Origin of the sequence: Corynebacterium sp. MSK006 (assembly GCF_030232385.1) — a bacterium.
GTDB classification, from domain to species: domain Bacteria; phylum Actinomycetota; class Actinomycetes; order Mycobacteriales; family Mycobacteriaceae; genus Corynebacterium; species Corynebacterium frankenforstense_A.
The window spans coordinates 17,758-32,092 of record NZ_JASPJZ010000019.1 but is presented as its reverse complement, the minus strand read 5'-3'; the positions used below and the strand labels follow the sequence as shown (position 1 = coordinate 32,092).

The 14,335-nt window shown below is 71.2% G+C and carries 14 protein-coding genes, 1 pseudogene and 1 riboswitch; of the genes and pseudogenes, 6 read left to right on the top strand and 9 right to left on the bottom strand.

Annotated elements, in window-relative coordinates:
* Positions 1–480 (top strand): YdcF family protein, encoded by a 480-nt coding sequence (locus QQA02_RS10025; RefSeq protein ID WP_284864204.1) that lies wholly within the window; start codon positions 1–3, stop codon positions 478–480.
* Between the two features lie 57 nt (positions 481–537).
* On the opposite strand, the pseudogene QQA02_RS10020 reads toward QQA02_RS10025, so the two are convergent.
* Both QQA02_RS10020 and QQA02_RS10015 read right to left on the bottom strand, forming a co-directional pair.
* A pseudogene (locus tag QQA02_RS10020) lies at positions 538–1,083 on the bottom strand (3-oxoacyl-ACP reductase); the annotation flags it as partial.
* A gap of 7 nt (positions 1,084–1,090) precedes the next feature.
* A riboswitch (TPP riboswitch) is annotated at positions 1,091–1,192 on the bottom strand.
* A gap of 96 nt (positions 1,193–1,288) precedes the next feature.
* Positions 1,289–2,104, bottom strand: coding sequence for a hypothetical protein (locus tag QQA02_RS10015; RefSeq protein WP_284775546.1), 816 nt, complete (start codon positions 2,102–2,104; stop codon positions 1,289–1,291).
* A 186-nt stretch (positions 2,105–2,290) separates the two neighbouring features.
* Between QQA02_RS10015 and QQA02_RS10010 the strand changes: the two genes are divergently transcribed.
* Positions 2,291–2,665 (top strand): hypothetical protein, encoded by a 375-nt coding sequence (locus QQA02_RS10010; protein WP_284775547.1) that lies wholly within the window; start codon positions 2,291–2,293, stop codon positions 2,663–2,665.
* 105 nt (positions 2,666–2,770) lie between these two features.
* On the top strand, positions 2,771–3,391 hold the full coding sequence (locus QQA02_RS10005; RefSeq protein ID WP_284775549.1) for a putative endonuclease domain-containing protein: 621 nt from the start codon (positions 2,771–2,773) through the stop codon (positions 3,389–3,391).
* A 269-nt stretch (positions 3,392–3,660) separates the two neighbouring features.
* Here QQA02_RS10005 and QQA02_RS10000 read toward each other — a convergent pair whose 3' ends face one another.
* The 7 genes from QQA02_RS10000 to QQA02_RS09970 form a co-directional block, all read right to left on the bottom strand.
* A complete protein-coding gene (locus tag QQA02_RS10000) occupies positions 3,661–3,816 on the bottom strand; it encodes a hypothetical protein (protein ID WP_284775614.1) in 156 nt (51 codons plus the stop codon).
* Between the two features lie 152 nt (positions 3,817–3,968).
* Positions 3,969–4,802 (bottom strand): carbohydrate ABC transporter permease, encoded by an 834-nt coding sequence (locus QQA02_RS09995; RefSeq protein WP_284775551.1) that lies wholly within the window; start codon positions 4,800–4,802, stop codon positions 3,969–3,971.
* Positions 4,799–5,857 carry a carbohydrate ABC transporter permease gene (locus tag QQA02_RS09990; RefSeq protein WP_284775612.1) on the bottom strand — a complete coding sequence of 353 codons (1,059 nt, stop codon included), beginning with the start codon at positions 5,855–5,857 and terminating at the stop codon, positions 4,799–4,801. Before QQA02_RS09990 ends, QQA02_RS09995 begins: the two co-directional genes overlap by 4 nt.
* A 201-nt stretch (positions 5,858–6,058) precedes the next feature.
* A complete protein-coding gene (locus QQA02_RS09985) occupies positions 6,059–7,333 on the bottom strand; it encodes an ABC transporter substrate-binding protein (RefSeq protein WP_284775553.1) in 1,275 nt (424 codons plus the stop codon).
* A 232-nt stretch (positions 7,334–7,565) separates the two neighbouring features.
* Positions 7,566–8,597 (bottom strand): ABC transporter ATP-binding protein, encoded by a 1,032-nt coding sequence (locus QQA02_RS09980; protein WP_284775554.1) that lies wholly within the window; start codon positions 8,595–8,597, stop codon positions 7,566–7,568.
* A 29-nt stretch (positions 8,598–8,626) separates the two neighbouring features.
* A complete protein-coding gene (locus QQA02_RS09975) occupies positions 8,627–9,298 on the bottom strand; it encodes a TIGR03089 family protein (RefSeq protein WP_284775555.1) in 672 nt (223 codons plus the stop codon).
* A 15-nt stretch (positions 9,299–9,313) separates the two neighbouring features.
* Positions 9,314–10,885 (bottom strand): LCP family protein, encoded by a 1,572-nt coding sequence (locus QQA02_RS09970; RefSeq protein WP_284775558.1) that lies wholly within the window; start codon positions 10,883–10,885, stop codon positions 9,314–9,316.
* Between the two features lie 90 nt (positions 10,886–10,975).
* Between QQA02_RS09970 and QQA02_RS09965 the strand changes: the two genes are divergently transcribed.
* Genes QQA02_RS09965 through manB form a run of 3 tightly spaced genes read left to right on the top strand, consistent with a single transcriptional unit; the run spans position 10,976 to position 13,976 of the window.
* On the top strand, positions 10,976–11,962 hold the full coding sequence (locus tag QQA02_RS09965) for an SDR family oxidoreductase (protein WP_284775560.1): 987 nt from the start codon (positions 10,976–10,978) through the stop codon (positions 11,960–11,962).
* Positions 11,959–12,882 carry a glycosyltransferase family 2 protein gene (locus QQA02_RS09960; protein WP_423777793.1) on the top strand — a complete coding sequence of 308 codons (924 nt, stop codon included), beginning with the start codon at positions 11,959–11,961 and terminating at the stop codon, positions 12,880–12,882. Before QQA02_RS09965 ends, QQA02_RS09960 begins: the two co-directional genes overlap by 4 nt.
* 14 nt (positions 12,883–12,896) lie before the next feature.
* The gene (gene manB / locus QQA02_RS09955) at positions 12,897–13,976 is read left to right on the top strand and encodes a mannose-1-phosphate guanylyltransferase (RefSeq protein ID WP_284775565.1); all 1,080 of its coding nucleotides are present in this window, start codon (positions 12,897–12,899) and stop codon (positions 13,974–13,976) included.
* Positions 13,977–14,335 lie beyond the last annotated feature (359 nt).

Genomic DNA, 14,335 nt, shown 5'->3' with positions numbered 1-14,335 from the left:
GTGAGCCGGGCGACGCAGTGGCCGATCCTGGTGCTCGGCTCCAAGACCGACGGCGGCCGGGCCCAGCCTGTGCTGGCCGCCCGCCTGCGCATCGCCGCCGCGGTGGCTGCTGAGCACCCCGGCGTGCCCGTCGTGGTCTCCGGGCGCGGCGAGTCCGACGTCATGGCCCGCGACCTGCGCCAGGCCGGGGTCGATCCGGCGCGCATCGTCGCCGAGCCGCTGGCGACCTCCACCAACGAAAACCTCGAGCACGCCCGCCGGCTCTTCCCGGACGCCGGCGGCTTCATCGTGGTCACGAGCAACTACCACGCCCGCCGCGCCCGCCTGTGGGCCTGGCACCTGGGCATCCCCGTCGAGGTGATCCCGGCGCCCACGCCCAAGGCCCAGCGCCGGGACACCTACCTGCGCGAGGTGCTCGCGCTGCCGCACTCGGCCACGCGCATCGCCTGGCGGCGTATCCTCGCCCGCCTCGGGCGCTGACGCCGCACTACCTGCGCAGCGGGTCCGGGGCGCCCGCTGGCCCGGTGCGTCGGCTCGTCAGCCCATCACTAGCCCACCGTCGACCAGCAGGTTCTGGCCGGTCACCGCGCGCGATAGCGGCGAGGCGAAGAAGACGGCGGTGTCGGCGAACTCCTCGGGGGTGGTCACCGAGCCCAGCGGGGTGCCGGCGGCGATCATGTCGAAGACCTCCTCCGGGGTGACCGCCGAGGCGTCGGTGGTGCGCAGCAGGCCGCCGGAGACCATGTTGACGGTCACGTGCTTCGGGCCGAGGTCCTTGCAGAAGGTGCGCGTCAGCGACAGCAGCGCGGCCTTGGCGGCGGTGTAGTCGTGGTAGGGCACCGAGGGGGCCTGGAAGAGGTCGGTGCCGATGTTGACCACGCGGCCGAAGCCGGCCTTCTCGAAGTCGGGCACGGCCAGCTGGATGGTGTTGAGCGCACCGTGGACGGCGCCGGAGAACTGGGCGTCGAAACGCCCGGCGGTGATGTCCTCGGCCTTCGGGCGGGCGTCGCCGTCGAAGGAGAAGTCGACCAGGGCGTTGTTGACCACGGTGGTCACCGGGGCGTCGAAGTGCTCGTGGGCGCGTCGCCCGCGTGCGAGGACCGGACATCCCTTCGCCAGTATTGACTGGATCAGGTTCGACGGGTGCCATCTCAGCCTTCCCCCTAAGGGGAAAGCACCCCGTGTCACTGGACCCGAAGTTAGCGTCGTCACAGCTTCGGCGGTGGGGTCGGGGTGGGTGCGGGTGCCGCCGGTGGCCGCCGGCCGTGGCCGACGTTTCAGGAGCCGGTTAGCGGTTCATGGCCTTCTGCAGCTCCGGGTACCAGACCGGGGAGAAGGAGCCGATGAGCATCAGCAGCGCGAAGAGGGCGGCGCCGACGCCGACGCCGATGCCGATCTTCTTGGCCTGCTCGAGGCCCTCGTTGAGCTTGCTGTTTTCGTCGCCGGAGGAGATGCTCGCGGCGCTGAGGATGGCGTCGTCGTCCGCGCCGGCGGAGGCGCACTTGCGCAGGGCGTCCTTGCGCGGGCCGTCGAGCTCGACGGTCGCGGTGCGGTAGGCGACGACCAGGCGGTTCTGCAGCGTCTTGTCGGTGGTGTTGACCGTGGCGTTGAAGTCCTCGATGTTGCCCTTGAGGGCGTCGCTGAGGCCGGTCAGCTCCAGGGCGATGTTGGTCTTGTCCACGCCCCACTCGCCCTTCTCCAGGGAGGACGTGTGCTCCTTGTTCGCCTCGCGCTGCAGGCGTAGGGCGGCGGTCGGCACAATGGTCCACGGATCGCTGTAGCCGTTTTCCTTGACCAGGTCATTGGCCTTGCCGAAGTCCCCGGCGCGGAGGGTTAGACGGCCCTGCTCGGCGGCGGGGCGGACGATCTCCTCGAGGCCTGGAACGGCGTCGTAGAAGACGTCGGCCTGGGCCTGGAAGCGCTTGCCCTCGAGCTCGGCGTAGCGGTCGTGATCGGCCTGGTCGTAGACGATCGTGCAGCGCTGGGCGTCCTTGTGGTAGGTCACCTCGGCGGCGTTGGCCTGCGGGGCGGTGAGCAGGGTGGAGGCGGTCGCGGCGGCGGTGAACACCGCGATGGCGGACTTGCGGTTCATGCGGAACTTCATGTTCAGAATCCTGTTGTGTGGCGCGACAAAGGGCTTAGAGCAAGATAATAGCGTGCTGGATTATGAATGTGCGCCTGATCTGTCAACGGGGGTGTGGTTACCCCTGGGGCAGATGTTTCCTGTGGGGTCCGGGGTGTTCCGGGAACCGATTGACCGGTCCGGTCGGTCCAACAGGTTGAGACGAGTATGCCGAACGAGAGGACCGTCGTCGTGGATTACCGCGGCACCGAGATTGACAGGCGCCTGTCCCACCACCTGCAGGGAGATGACCTGCACCGGCAGGCGCCTGTGCCGTGTCGCGGCAAGGTCGTGGAGGCTGCCTTCCAGACGACGGTGTATCCGTCGGAGCCAGCGGAGGAGTTTGCCCGACGTTTCCGGCTCGCCTCCCCGGACCTGTGCGTCCCGGCCGAGTCCGCCCGCAACGACAAGTTGGTGATGTCGCAGGGCGAGGCCCATCCGCGCCGGATCAAGTACTGGGTCCCCGCCGTCGACCGGATCTACGCCCACCTGTCCATCCGCCCGCGCGCGGTCGCCGCGGTGTGGAGCGCCGCGATGCTCTGAGGCGTACCCGAGTTCAGCGACTCGGCCGACACCGTCCTCTTCAACCGGGGCGGCGACAAGCGGGTGGCCCGACACAGCCTCGAGCCCACGCTCCTGCGGCGGGACATGACGGGGCTGACGTGGTCGACCACGCTGTGGGACCTGCAGGTCAGGGTTGCGCCGCCGATGATGACCGCCCTGCACTGCATCCGGTCAGCCCTGCTCGGAACCCATCGCTGGCCTGTGCCGGAGGTACCCGGTCTGGATCCGGACCTGGTGCGTGCGGTGCAGGTCGCGGACCGGTTCATGCATGTGTGGCAGATCGGTCCCGAGGAGTTCCGCGCGTGCGCGAGTCCGTTCATCGCCGCCGGCAGGCTCGATTCGGTGCTGCGGTTGGCTGATGCCGGTGCGGAGTCGGTGCCCGAGACCACGACCAGGCTCCAGGCCGTCACCGTGTTCAAGGGGAAGGACTGCACCTGGACGACGCAGTTGAAGATCCGGGTGAGCGACCGGTTGATCTCGGTCGCCGACGTCGGCTGCGCGGAGCTGAAGATCGCGAACTTCTACGACGGCGAGCACCACCTGAAACGCCGCCAACGCGACAAGGACTTCGCCCGCCGCCACGAGATCCAGAGCGCCGGTTGGACGGTCATCGTGCTCACCGCCGGCATGCTCCATGAGCCCGAGAGGTGGTTGCCGGATCTGGCCGGCTACATCGACCGGATTCGGGCCCGGCAGGTCGGATGAACGGGCTCCGGTAGGGGAGCGGTGGGGCCGGGACACCGGTTTTCGGTCTCTGGTCGGCCATGTGCGGTGCGGATTTACCGACCGCGGGTCGGTAACCAATTTTGGCCGATCCTGCGACCTGGGGTTTTGTGGAGGCCAAATCAGCTTTACCGACCGGGACCCGGTAAAAGCCCCCGCGCAGGCCGGCCCAGCCGCGGTCTGGGCCCGGTTCGGGGCCCGATCCAGCCTCAGCGCAACCTCGATTCCGCCCCGACCGGGCGCCCGCTCCCTCAGTCGGAGTACCGCGCCCGGCCCTTCCAGACCAGCCAGGTCGCCAGCACCATCACCAGCGCGAAGAGCCCGGGCCAGATCGCGGGATCGGCCCGGAAGACGTTGAGCACGGCCTGCAGGACAGCCAGCGCGGTCAGGAACCCGACGAAGCCCAAGGCGGTGTCCCAGACCAGGGCCCGCCGCCGGCTCTCGGACGCGCCCGGGCCAGGCCCGGGGCCCGCCCCAGGACCAGACCCAGCGCTCGACCCGGGACGGGAGCCGGGCCCGCCCCCGGACGCATCCCCGCCCCCGGCCTGATCCTCCGAACTCACGCCTTGACCCCGCCCGCGGTCAGCCCGGAGACGATCCGGCGCTGGAAGAACAGCACCATGATCACCAGCGGGATCGTGACCAGCGCGCCGGCGGCCATGATCGAGGTGTACGGGTACTCGAAGGCGCTCGGGCCCGAGAAGCGCGCGATCGCCACGGTCACCGGCTCGGTGTCGGTCGTGGACAGCTGGCGGGCGAGCATGAACTCGTTCCAGGTCGCGATGAACGCCAGGATCGCCGTGGTGAACAGCGCCGGGGCGGCCAGCGGCAGCAGCACCTTACGGAAGGCCTGCCCGCGGCTGGCGCCGTCGACGCGCGCGGCCTCCTCGAGCTCCCAGGGCAGGGTGCGGAAGAAGGAGACCAGCGTGTAGACGGTCAGCGGCAGCGCGAAGGAGATGTTCGGGATGATCAGCGCCTGGTAGGTGCCGATCCACCCGAGGTCACCGAAGAGCTGGAAGAGCGGGGTGACCAGCGCGATGCCGGGGAACATCGAGGCGGCCAGGACGATGCCGGTGACGATGCCCTTGCCGGAGAAGTCCAGCCGGGCCAACGCGTAGGCGGTGAACACGCCCACGGCCACGGCCAGCGCGGTCGTCGTCGCAGAGATCAGCAGCGAGTTGCCGATCGCGCCCAAAAAGTCGTTGCCCTTGTCCGTGGCCAGCGCATCGCGGAAGTTGTCCAGCGTGACGTGCGTGGGCCACGGGGTGGTGTCGAACGTGTGCGACGGGTCGCGCAGCGCGGTGACGACCATCCAGTAGAAGGGCGCGAGCCCCCAGATCAGAATGAAGATCAGGCCCAGGTAGTTGCCGATGAACGAACGCGTCTTGCTCATCGCGCACCGCCTTCCACGTCGTGGTCGCCTCGATTGCCGACGTCGCGTGGGTCGCCGTCGCGCATCGCGTCACCGTCGCGCGTGGCGTCACCGCCGCGCGCTCCGACCCCGGCGGACCCCGCACGCCCGCGGCCGAAGTGCTCGCGCAGCCCGCGCAGGCCCCGGGCCCGGCTTTTGCCGCCGGGCAGGTTGCGGGTGCCGGAGACGTCCGCGCCGAGGAAGCGGATCATGACGAACGCCACGGCGAAGATGAGCAGGAAGATCAGGGTGGACAGCGCGGAGGCCGAGTTGAAGTGGCCCTGGCGCATGTCCTCGACCACCAGCTGGGAGACCGTGGCGGTCGGCGAGTTCGAGGACCCGGAGATCATGATCACCGGCAGGTCGTACATGCGCAGCGCGTCGAGGGTGCGGAAAAGCACGGCCACCATCAGCGCCGGGCGCACCAGCGGCAAGGTGATGCGGGTGAAGCGCTGCCAGGCCGAGGCACCGTCGACGCGGGCGGCCTCGTAGAGCTCCTTGGGGATCATCTGCAGGCCGGCGAGGATGAGCAGCGCCATGAACGGCGTGGTCTTCCAGACGTCGGCGATGATCACGGCGGTGCGTGCGGCCCACGGGTCGGTGGTCCAGGCGATGTCGGTGCCCAGCGTCGCGTTGACCACGCCGTCGGGGGCGAACATGAACTGCCAGAGCTTGGCCGTGACGGCCGTGGGGATCGCCCAGGGCACGAGCACGGCGGCGCGGACCAGACCGCGGCCGCGGAACTCGCGGTTCATCACCAGCGCCATGATCACGCCGAGGACCGTCTCGAGGGCCACGGTGACCACGGTGAAGAACAGAGTGATGCGCACCGCCGGCCAGAAGTCGGTGGCGATGACGCCGGGCGGGCAGACCCCGGCGGAGCAGCGCTGGGTCAGCCAGTAGAAGTAGTGGTCGAGGCCGGCGAAGCCGCCCTCGGTGAACAGGCCGGTCTCGGGGTCGAGCCCCTTGTCGGCCTGGAACGACAGCCAGACCGCGCGCACGATCGGGTAGCCGATGACCACGGCCAGCACGATCATGGCCGGGGCGATCAGCCAGGCGGCGTTGCGCGCCTGGACGCGCGCCTGGCGGCGCGCGCCGGTCCGGCCGGACTTACGGGTTCCGGTGGGGGAGGGGCGCTCCGCGGTGGTCACCCCACCTGCGGCGCGGGCGGAACCCGCGGTCCCGCCGGCACCGTCCCCGCCACCGTGCGGTACGGCTGTCGACCCGGACACGCTGGGTTACTCCGCCGAGGCGTTCTCGATCGCGGCCTTCATGTCCGCGGTGGCCTTGTCCACGTCGGCGTCACCGTTGACGGCGGCGTAGGCGTTGTCCTGGATGGCCTTCGAGATGGCGTCGTAGAACGGGCTGACCGGGCGCGGCTTGGCGTTCTCCAGCGACTCCTTGAGCGCCGGCAGGTAGGGCTGCTCGGCGATGAGCTCCTGGTCGTCGTAAATGGAGGCGAGCACCGGCGGGAAGGAGGCCTCGGCGAAGGAGCGCTGGCTCTCCTCGCTGACGACGAACTCGATGAAGTCGCGGGCGGTGGCCTTGTAATCGGAGTTGATGTTGATGCCGTTGTTGTAGCCGCCGAGGGTGGACACACCCACGCCGTCCTTGCCCACCAGGGGCTGGACCTCGACCTTGCCGGCGACGGCGGAGCCGTCCTCCTCGGAGTTGGCGTACATGTACGGCCAGTTCACCGCGTAGGCGGTCTTGCCCTCGGTGAAGGCCAGGTTGGTCTCCTCCTCGGTGGCGGCGGTGGAGTCCTTGGCCACGGTGCCGTCCTCGTAGCCGTCGACCAGGGCCTGCAGGCCCTCCTTCGAGGCGTCGGAGTCGACGGCCGGGGTCTTGCCGTCGTCCTCGAGCACGGAGCCGCCCCAGCCGGCCATGAACCCGGCGGTGTTGACGGTCAGGCCCTCGTACTGCTTGAGCTGCAGGGTCAGGCAGTCGACCTGGGCCTCCTCGGCCTGCTTGCAGGACTCCTTGAGGCTGGCCCAGTCGGTGGGCGCCTCCGGGATGATCTCGGTGTTGCGGAAGAGTAGCTGGCCGTTGGTGTTCTGCGGCAGCGCGTACAGGGTGTCGTTGTAGGTGGCGGACTCGACGGTGGCGTCGAGCAGCTCGGAGGTGTCGACCTCGAGGTCGCCGGTCAGCGGGGCGAGCCACTGGTTGGCGGCGAACTGGGCGGTCCACACGACGTCGAGGGCCATCACGTCGTAGTCGGTGTTGCCGGCCTGCAGGGACTGCACGAGGGTCTCACGCTGGGCGTCGGCCTCGCCGGCGAGCTCGGAGAGGGTGACCTCCTCGTCCGGGTGCTCCTTGTTCCACCGGTCGATGATCGGGATGATCTTGTCGGTGTCGTTCTTGCCCATCGCGAAGGTGATGGGGCCACGGCCGTCGGTGTTCTCGGCCTCGGGGGCGGAGGAGGAGCCGTCGGAGCCGCACGCGGTGAGGGTGGCGCCGGCCACGGCGGTGGCGGCGAGGACGGCGCCGACGCGGCGCAGAGAGGTGAAGCGCATGGTTTCGGAACCTTTCAGTCGTGGATGCGCGGTGAACCCCAAGTTAATTGCGAGGCAACCCCGGGCGGCACGCTACGGCGCAAATTACCCCCGTGAGAGGGGAAAGACAGGTCCCATTCAGGAACTATGCGGCCCGACTTTCAGGGTTTGCTTGCCGACGCCGCGCCCGGCCCCACCGCCCGCGCGTGGTTGCGCACGCCCGCTCTTTCCCCGGTGGCGGGCGCCGACCCAACTAGTTGCGGGCGTCAGCCCGCAACCCGTCCGGTCCGAAGCGCAGCGCGGCGGCCGGGTCGTAGGCCATGCGCACCTCGGCGCCGCGCTCGGGGGCGGGGGCGTCGAGGAGCCGGGCGACCAGGCGCCCGCCGTCGCGGTGGGCGTAGACGTAGGACTCGGCGCCGAGCTCCTCGACGATGTCGACCGGCCCGCTCAGCTCGCGGAAGCCGGCCGGGCAGGCCTCGCCCTGCCCGAGCAGGCGCATGTGCTCGGGGCGCACGCCGAAGGTGACGTCGCCGGCGCCGGGGACGTCGTCGTGGAAGAGGTTCATCGACGGCGAGCCGATGAAGCCGGCGACGAAGAGGTTGACCGGGTCGCGGTAGAGCTCGCGCGGCGGGGCGACCTGCTGGAGCACGCCGCGGTCGAGCACGGCCACCCGGTCGCCCATCGTCATCGCCTCGACCTGGTCGTGGGTGACGTAGACGGTGGTCACTCCCAGCCGCCGCTGCAGGGCGGCGATCTCGGAGCGGGTGGACACACGCAGCTTGGCGTCGAGGTTGCTCAGCGGCTCGTCCATGAGGAAGACCCGCGGGTTGCGCACGATCGCCCGGCCCATGGCCACGCGCTGGCGCTGGCCGCCGGAGAGGTCCTTGGGCTTGCGGTCCAGAAAGTCGGTCAGCCCCAGGATCTCGGCGGCCTCGGCCACCCGGGCGTCGGCCTCGTCGCGGGGCACCTTGCGCAGGTCCAGGGCGAAGGACATGTTCTTGCGCACCGACAGGTGCGGGTAGAGCGCGTAGTTCTGGAAGACCATGGCCACGTCGCGGGCGGCCGGGTCGGAGTCGGTGACGTCGTCGTCGCCGATGAGGATGCGTCCGGACTCGACCGGCTCGAGGCCGGCCAGGGCGCGCAGCGTGGTCGACTTGCCGCAGCCGGAGGGACCGACGAGCACCAGGAACTCGCCGTCGGCGATCTCCAGGTCGAAGTCGGTGACCGAGGGGCGGTCCGCCCCGGGGTAGCGGACGGTGACGTTGTCGTAGGTGACCGGTGCCATGGCACCTCAGGCTAGCAGCGTGCGCCGCCTCAGAGGCGCAGAGTGACCTTCTCGGCCTCCGCGATCGCGTCGAGGCGGGCGGCCTCGGCGAAGCCGGAGACGACCACCGTCGAGCCGCCGACGGCCAGCGGCTCGAGGACCTGGCGGGTGAAGGAGGCGTCGTCGGTCCAGCCGGTGGCCAGCACGCGGGCGCCGGCGGGGATGTCGGTGCTCTCGGCCAGGTCGGCCAGGCTCATCGTCGGGGCGGGGAAGACGTCGGGGTAGAAGCGCACGGTCGGCCCGAAGTCGACCGCCCCGGGCGGCAGGGTGCCGCCGGTCTCGGCCACGCCGCGGCCGAAGGGGTCGTCGGTGACCAGCACCAGGTCGGGGCCGGGGTGGTCGCCGGCGCGTTCGGGGGAGGTGAAGACGACGTCCAGGTCGTCGGGCCCGGCCGCGGGCGCGCCGGGGTCCAGGGTGTGGTCCACGCCGGCGGCCATCGCGCCGAGGGCGATCGCGGCGGCCTGCCAGCCGACGGGCAGGTCGATGAGGATGCGGGAGTCGGCGTCGAGGTCGAGCTCCTCGAGCAGCATGGTGGCGACCTTGGCCGCCCAGTTGTCCAGGGTGGTCGCGGAGAAGTCGAGGCGGGCGCCGGTGTGCTCGTCGTAGACGGTCAGGCGCGGGCCGGCGGGGTCGGCGTCGAGGAGGTGGCGCAGCAGTTCCATGCACCCGATGGTAGGTCAGTTCACGCAGCGCGGACCGTCGCCGCCGGCGTCGATCTCGGGGGAGGCCTCGGGCTCGGTGCCGAAGTCGGCGCCGGGCTGGCCCACCGAGCCGTCGCCGCTGGGCGCCTCGGCCATCTGGTCGCCCTGGGGGCCGGCGTAGTCGTCGTGGGTGACCACGACCAGGGTGTCGGCGTCCAGGCCCTCGTTGACGGTCACGGGCAGCCCGCCGAGCTCCTCGGCGACGGCCTTGGCGGCCTCGCTGTCGGCGTCGCCGGCGACGACCTGGGACTCGGTGTAGATGCCCTCCAGGGCGTTGGAGACCTCGGCTACGTGGTAGCCGTGCTCCTCGAGCCAGCCGCCGACGGAGCCGGCCAGCCCGGAGACGGACCCGGCGTTGAGCACGTGCAGCTCGGCGTCAGCGGCCGCGGCCGCGGGCTCGCCGGCGGGCGGGGCCTCGCCGTCCTCGGGCTGCTCCTCCTCCCGGGTGCCGAGGAGGTCGTCCATGAAGGCGCGCACCTGGTCCGGGTCGACGGTGACGATGGACTCGCCGTAGTCGCCGACGCCGTCGAGCGAGGTCACCGGGACGGTGGTGAAGGTGACGTTGCCGCCGGCGAGGTTGGACAGCTGGGCGGCGAAGCTCATCACGTCCCAGTCCTCGTCGATGACCACGGAGCGCTCGACGGCGCCGCGCAGGTCGTTGAGGCGGCCCGGGTTGGTCAGGGTGCCGGCGGAGAGCAGCTTCTGCACCATCGAGGCCATGAAGGCCTGCTGACGGGTCACGCGGTCGAGGTCGCCGCGGGGCAGGCCGTGGCGCTGGCGGACGAACTTCAGGGCGTCCACGCCGTCGAGGGTCTGGCGGCCGGCGGGGAAGTCGGCGCCGGAGAACTCGTCCTGGACGGGCTCGTTGAGGCAGACGTCCACGCCGCCGACGGCGTCGGTGAGCAGCACGAAGCCGAGCAGGCCGATCTCCGCGTAGTGGTCGACCTCGATGCCGGTCAGCTCGGCGACGGTGGTGACCAGGCCCTCACGGCCGGCGGCGAGCTCCTCGCGGGCGATGCGCTGCTCGTCGGCGCCCTCCGCCTCCAGCTCGGAGCGGCGCTCGGCGGCGTGGGCGGCGAAGACGCCGTTGATCTTCATGTTGCCCAGCTCGTCGTCCTTGACGTAGGTGTCGCGCGGGATGGACACGGCTGTCGCGGAAGAGCCGTCGTTGGGCACGCGGATGACCATGATGGTGTCCGTGTTGTGCTCGCCCTCCTCGGCGCCGGCGTTGAGCGAGGCCAGCTCCTCCTGGCTCAACGGGTTGCCCTGGGCGTCGGTGCGCGAGTCGGAGCCGACCAGCAGGATGTCGGTGGCGCCGTCGGGGGCCTTCTTCATGCCCTGCCCGCCGCCGAGGGAGAGGTTGCCGGCGGAGGCGACCTCGTTGCCCAGCCGCCCGACGGTCAGGTAGCCGATGCCGGCGAAGACGAGCACGAGCACGGAGAGCACGGCGATGACGCCCTTGAGGCCGCCGGGGCCTGCCTGCCGGATGCGGGTGTCCGAGTCCGGGGCCGGCTGGATGGCCCTGACCTGGCGGTAGTGCTCACTCACTGCGGTGCTTTTCCTTCGACGTACTGTGGGGGCGGCCTGGCGGTCGCCGGGCTCAAGTGCACCCATCGTACTTCAAGGAGGCCTCCGCCCATGAGAGTCGTCGTCACCGGCGCGCGCGGTCAGCTGGGCCGCAGCCTCGCGCTGACCTGTCCGCCGGGGCTCGACGGCGACGTCGTCTGGGCGGACCGCTCGCTCCTCGACGTCACCGACACCGCCGCCGTCGCCGCCTCGCCCGTGCTCGAGGCGGCGGACGTGGTGCTCAACTGCGCGGCGTTCACCGACGTCGACGGCGCCGAGGAGGAGCCGGGGCGCACGCTGGCCGAGGCCGCCAATGCCACCGCGCCCGGGCTCATTGCCCGCCGCTGCGCCGACGTGGGCGCGCGCCTGGTGCACGTGTCCACCGACTACGTCTTCGGCGACGCCGTACTTGACGACGCCGCGCATGCGGACGTGGTCGTTTCCCGCCCCGTGCTTGACGACGCCGCGCCCGGCGGCGTCGCCGGTCCCGGCGCCGCGGTGCCCGCGGGCGCCCGGCCGTTGCTGCCCGGGGACCCCACGAGCCCGGAGACGATCTACGGGCGCACGAAGCTGGCCGGGGAGCGCGCCGCGCTGGCGGCTTGCCCGGCCACGACGGTCGTACGCACCGCGTGGGTCTACTCGGGCGACACGCTGCCGGAGCACAGGGACTTCGTCTCCACGATGCTGCGCCTGGCGCGCAGGGGAGTGGACCCGAAGGTGGTCGACGACCAGTTCGGCAGCCCGACGTACGCGCCCGACCTGGCCCGCGCGCTGTGGCGGCTCGTGCTCGACGGCGACGGGGCCGCGTCGGGTACGGCCGGCGTGCGCCCCGCCGCCGGGCGCGTGCTGCACGGTGTGGGGGCCGGCTGGACGAGCTGGCACCTGCTCGCCCGCGAGGTCTTTGCGGCGGCCGGCTTCGACCCGGAGCGGGTCTCGCCGGTGGACACGGCCGGTTACCCCACCAAGGCGAAGCGGCCGCGCTGGTCGGTGCTCGCCGCTGACCTGGAGCTGCCGGAGTGGCGGACCGGGGTCGCCCGGGCGGTGGCCGCTAGACTCTGAAGACCGTGAACGACAACGCTCACGCCCCGGTACCCGTGATCACCGTGACCTACTCGCCGGGGCGTCATCTGCGCGCGCTCCTCGAGTCGCTGCCCGAAGCCACGGTCCGGGGCACCCGCACGGTGCTCGCCGACAACGGCAGCACCGACGGGGTCCCGCAGGCCGAGGCCGCCGCCCGCGACGACGTCGAGTTCCTCGACACCGGGGGAAACATCGGCTACGGCGCGGCGATCAACGCCGCCTGGCGGCACCTGGGAGACGGTGCCGGGGAGGCCGGGGAGGCCGGGGTGGACGACGAGTTCCTCGTGGTGGTCAACCCGGACGTCGTCTTCGAGTCCGGCGCGATCGACGCGATGATCGAGTGCGCCCGCCGCCACCCGGACGCCGGCGCGGTCGGCCCGCTCATCCACGACCCGTCGGGCGAGGTCTACCCCTCGGCCCGCGAGCTGCCGGACCTGGTCCACGGGGCCGGGCACGCCGTGCTCGCCGGGATCTGGCCGGACAACCCGTTCACCCGCGCCTACCGCGCGGGCCGCGACATGTCCCGGGAGCGGGCCGCCGGCTGGCTCTCCGGGTCCTGCCTGCTGTTGCGCCGTACGGCCTTCGAGCAGATCGGCGGCTTCGACGAGCGTTACTTCATGTACCTGGAGGACGTCGACCTCGGCGACCGGCTGGCGCGCGCCGGCTGGACCTCGGTGCTGTGCGTGGACGCGGGCGTGGTCCACGACCAGGGCCACGCGGCCAACGCGCACCGCACGGTCACCTCCGCGGCGCACCACCACAGCGCCTACGCCTACCTGGCCGACCGCCACCCGGGACCGGTGCAGGCCCCGCTGCGGCTGGCCCTGCGCGCCGGGCTCGCGGTGCGCCGGCGCGTCGCCACGGCCGCGGCGCGCCTGACCGACACGACACGGAAATGAAAGAGACTGTTTTCATGCCGCATCCCGAGAACACGGACGCCGTCATCCTCGTCGGAGGCAAGGGCACCCGTCTGCGCCCGTTGACGGTCAACACCCCGAAGCCGATGCTGCCGACCGCCGGCTTCCCCTTCCTGCAGCACCTGCTGGCCCGCATCCGCGACGCCGGCATGACCCACGTGGTGCTGGGCACCTCCTACAAGGCGGAGGTCTTCGAGAGCTACTTCGGCGACGGCTCCGACTTCGGGCTCGAGATCGAGTACGTCGTCGAGGAGCAGGCGCTGGGCACCGGCGGCGGCATCCGCAACGTCTACGAGAAGCTGCGCCACGACACGGTGATGGTCTTCAACGGAGACATCCTCTCCGGCAACGACCTCGGCGCGCTGCTGGACACCCACGAGCGCAACGAGGCCGACGTCACGCTGCACCTGGTGCGTGTGAGCGACCCGCGCGCCTTCGGCTGTGTGCCCACCGGCCCGGACGGGCGGGTGCTCGAGTTCCTCGAGAAGACCGAGGATCCGCCGACCAACCAGGTCAACGCCGGCTGCTACGTCTTCCGCCGCGACGTGATCGCCGAGATCCCCGCCGGGCGCGTGGTCTCCGTCGAGCGCGAGACCTTCCCGCAGCTGCTGGAGGAGGACCGGAGCGTCTTCGGCCACGTCGACTCCAGCTACTGGCGCGACATGGGCCGCCCGGACGACTTCGTGCGCGGCTCCTCGGACCTGGTCCGCGGCATCGCGCCCTCGCCGCTCTTGCGCGGCAGCACCGGCGAGTCCTACGTCGACGAGTCCGCCGGCGTGCGCGACGGCGTGATCCTGCTCGGCGGCACCGCGGTGGGTCGCGGCACAGAGATCGGCGCGGGCTGCCGCCTCGACGACTCGGTCGTCTTCGACGGCGCGACCATTGAGCCGGGCGCGGTGGTGGAGGACTCCATCATCGCCTCGGGCGCGCGCATCGGCGCCAACGCCCGCCTCAGCGGCTGCGTCATCGGCGACGGTGCGCAGATCGGCGCGCGCTGCGAGCTGCGCGGCGGCATGCGCGTGTGGCCCGGCGTGGTCATCCCGGATTCGGGTGTGCGCTTCTCCCCGGACGCCTAGCAGCCGTGGCGGGCCCCGGCATCGGGGCACTGGCACCGGGCCGCCGACGCGGCGCCGGGAGACCGGCCCGGCGTGTCGCGGCCCCTCCGGGCGTCCGCCGGGCTAGGCCGCCGAACCTGCCTGTGACCTGTGTCGCGGCCGGGGTAGTTGCCAGGTATTTGGCCTACCACTACATGTGCTACCCCCGGAATCCCACCCCCGTGGGGCGAGTGTGTGACTCGTGTGAATTCTGTGGTGGTCGACGTGCGGTTTCGGGAAATGCTCCCCAAAACCGCCACATTCAGGTTGACGACATCTTGTGATCCGTGTTGAATTTCATCGGTGTAAGCACCTTTCACATCAAAGACGTCAACGGCAGA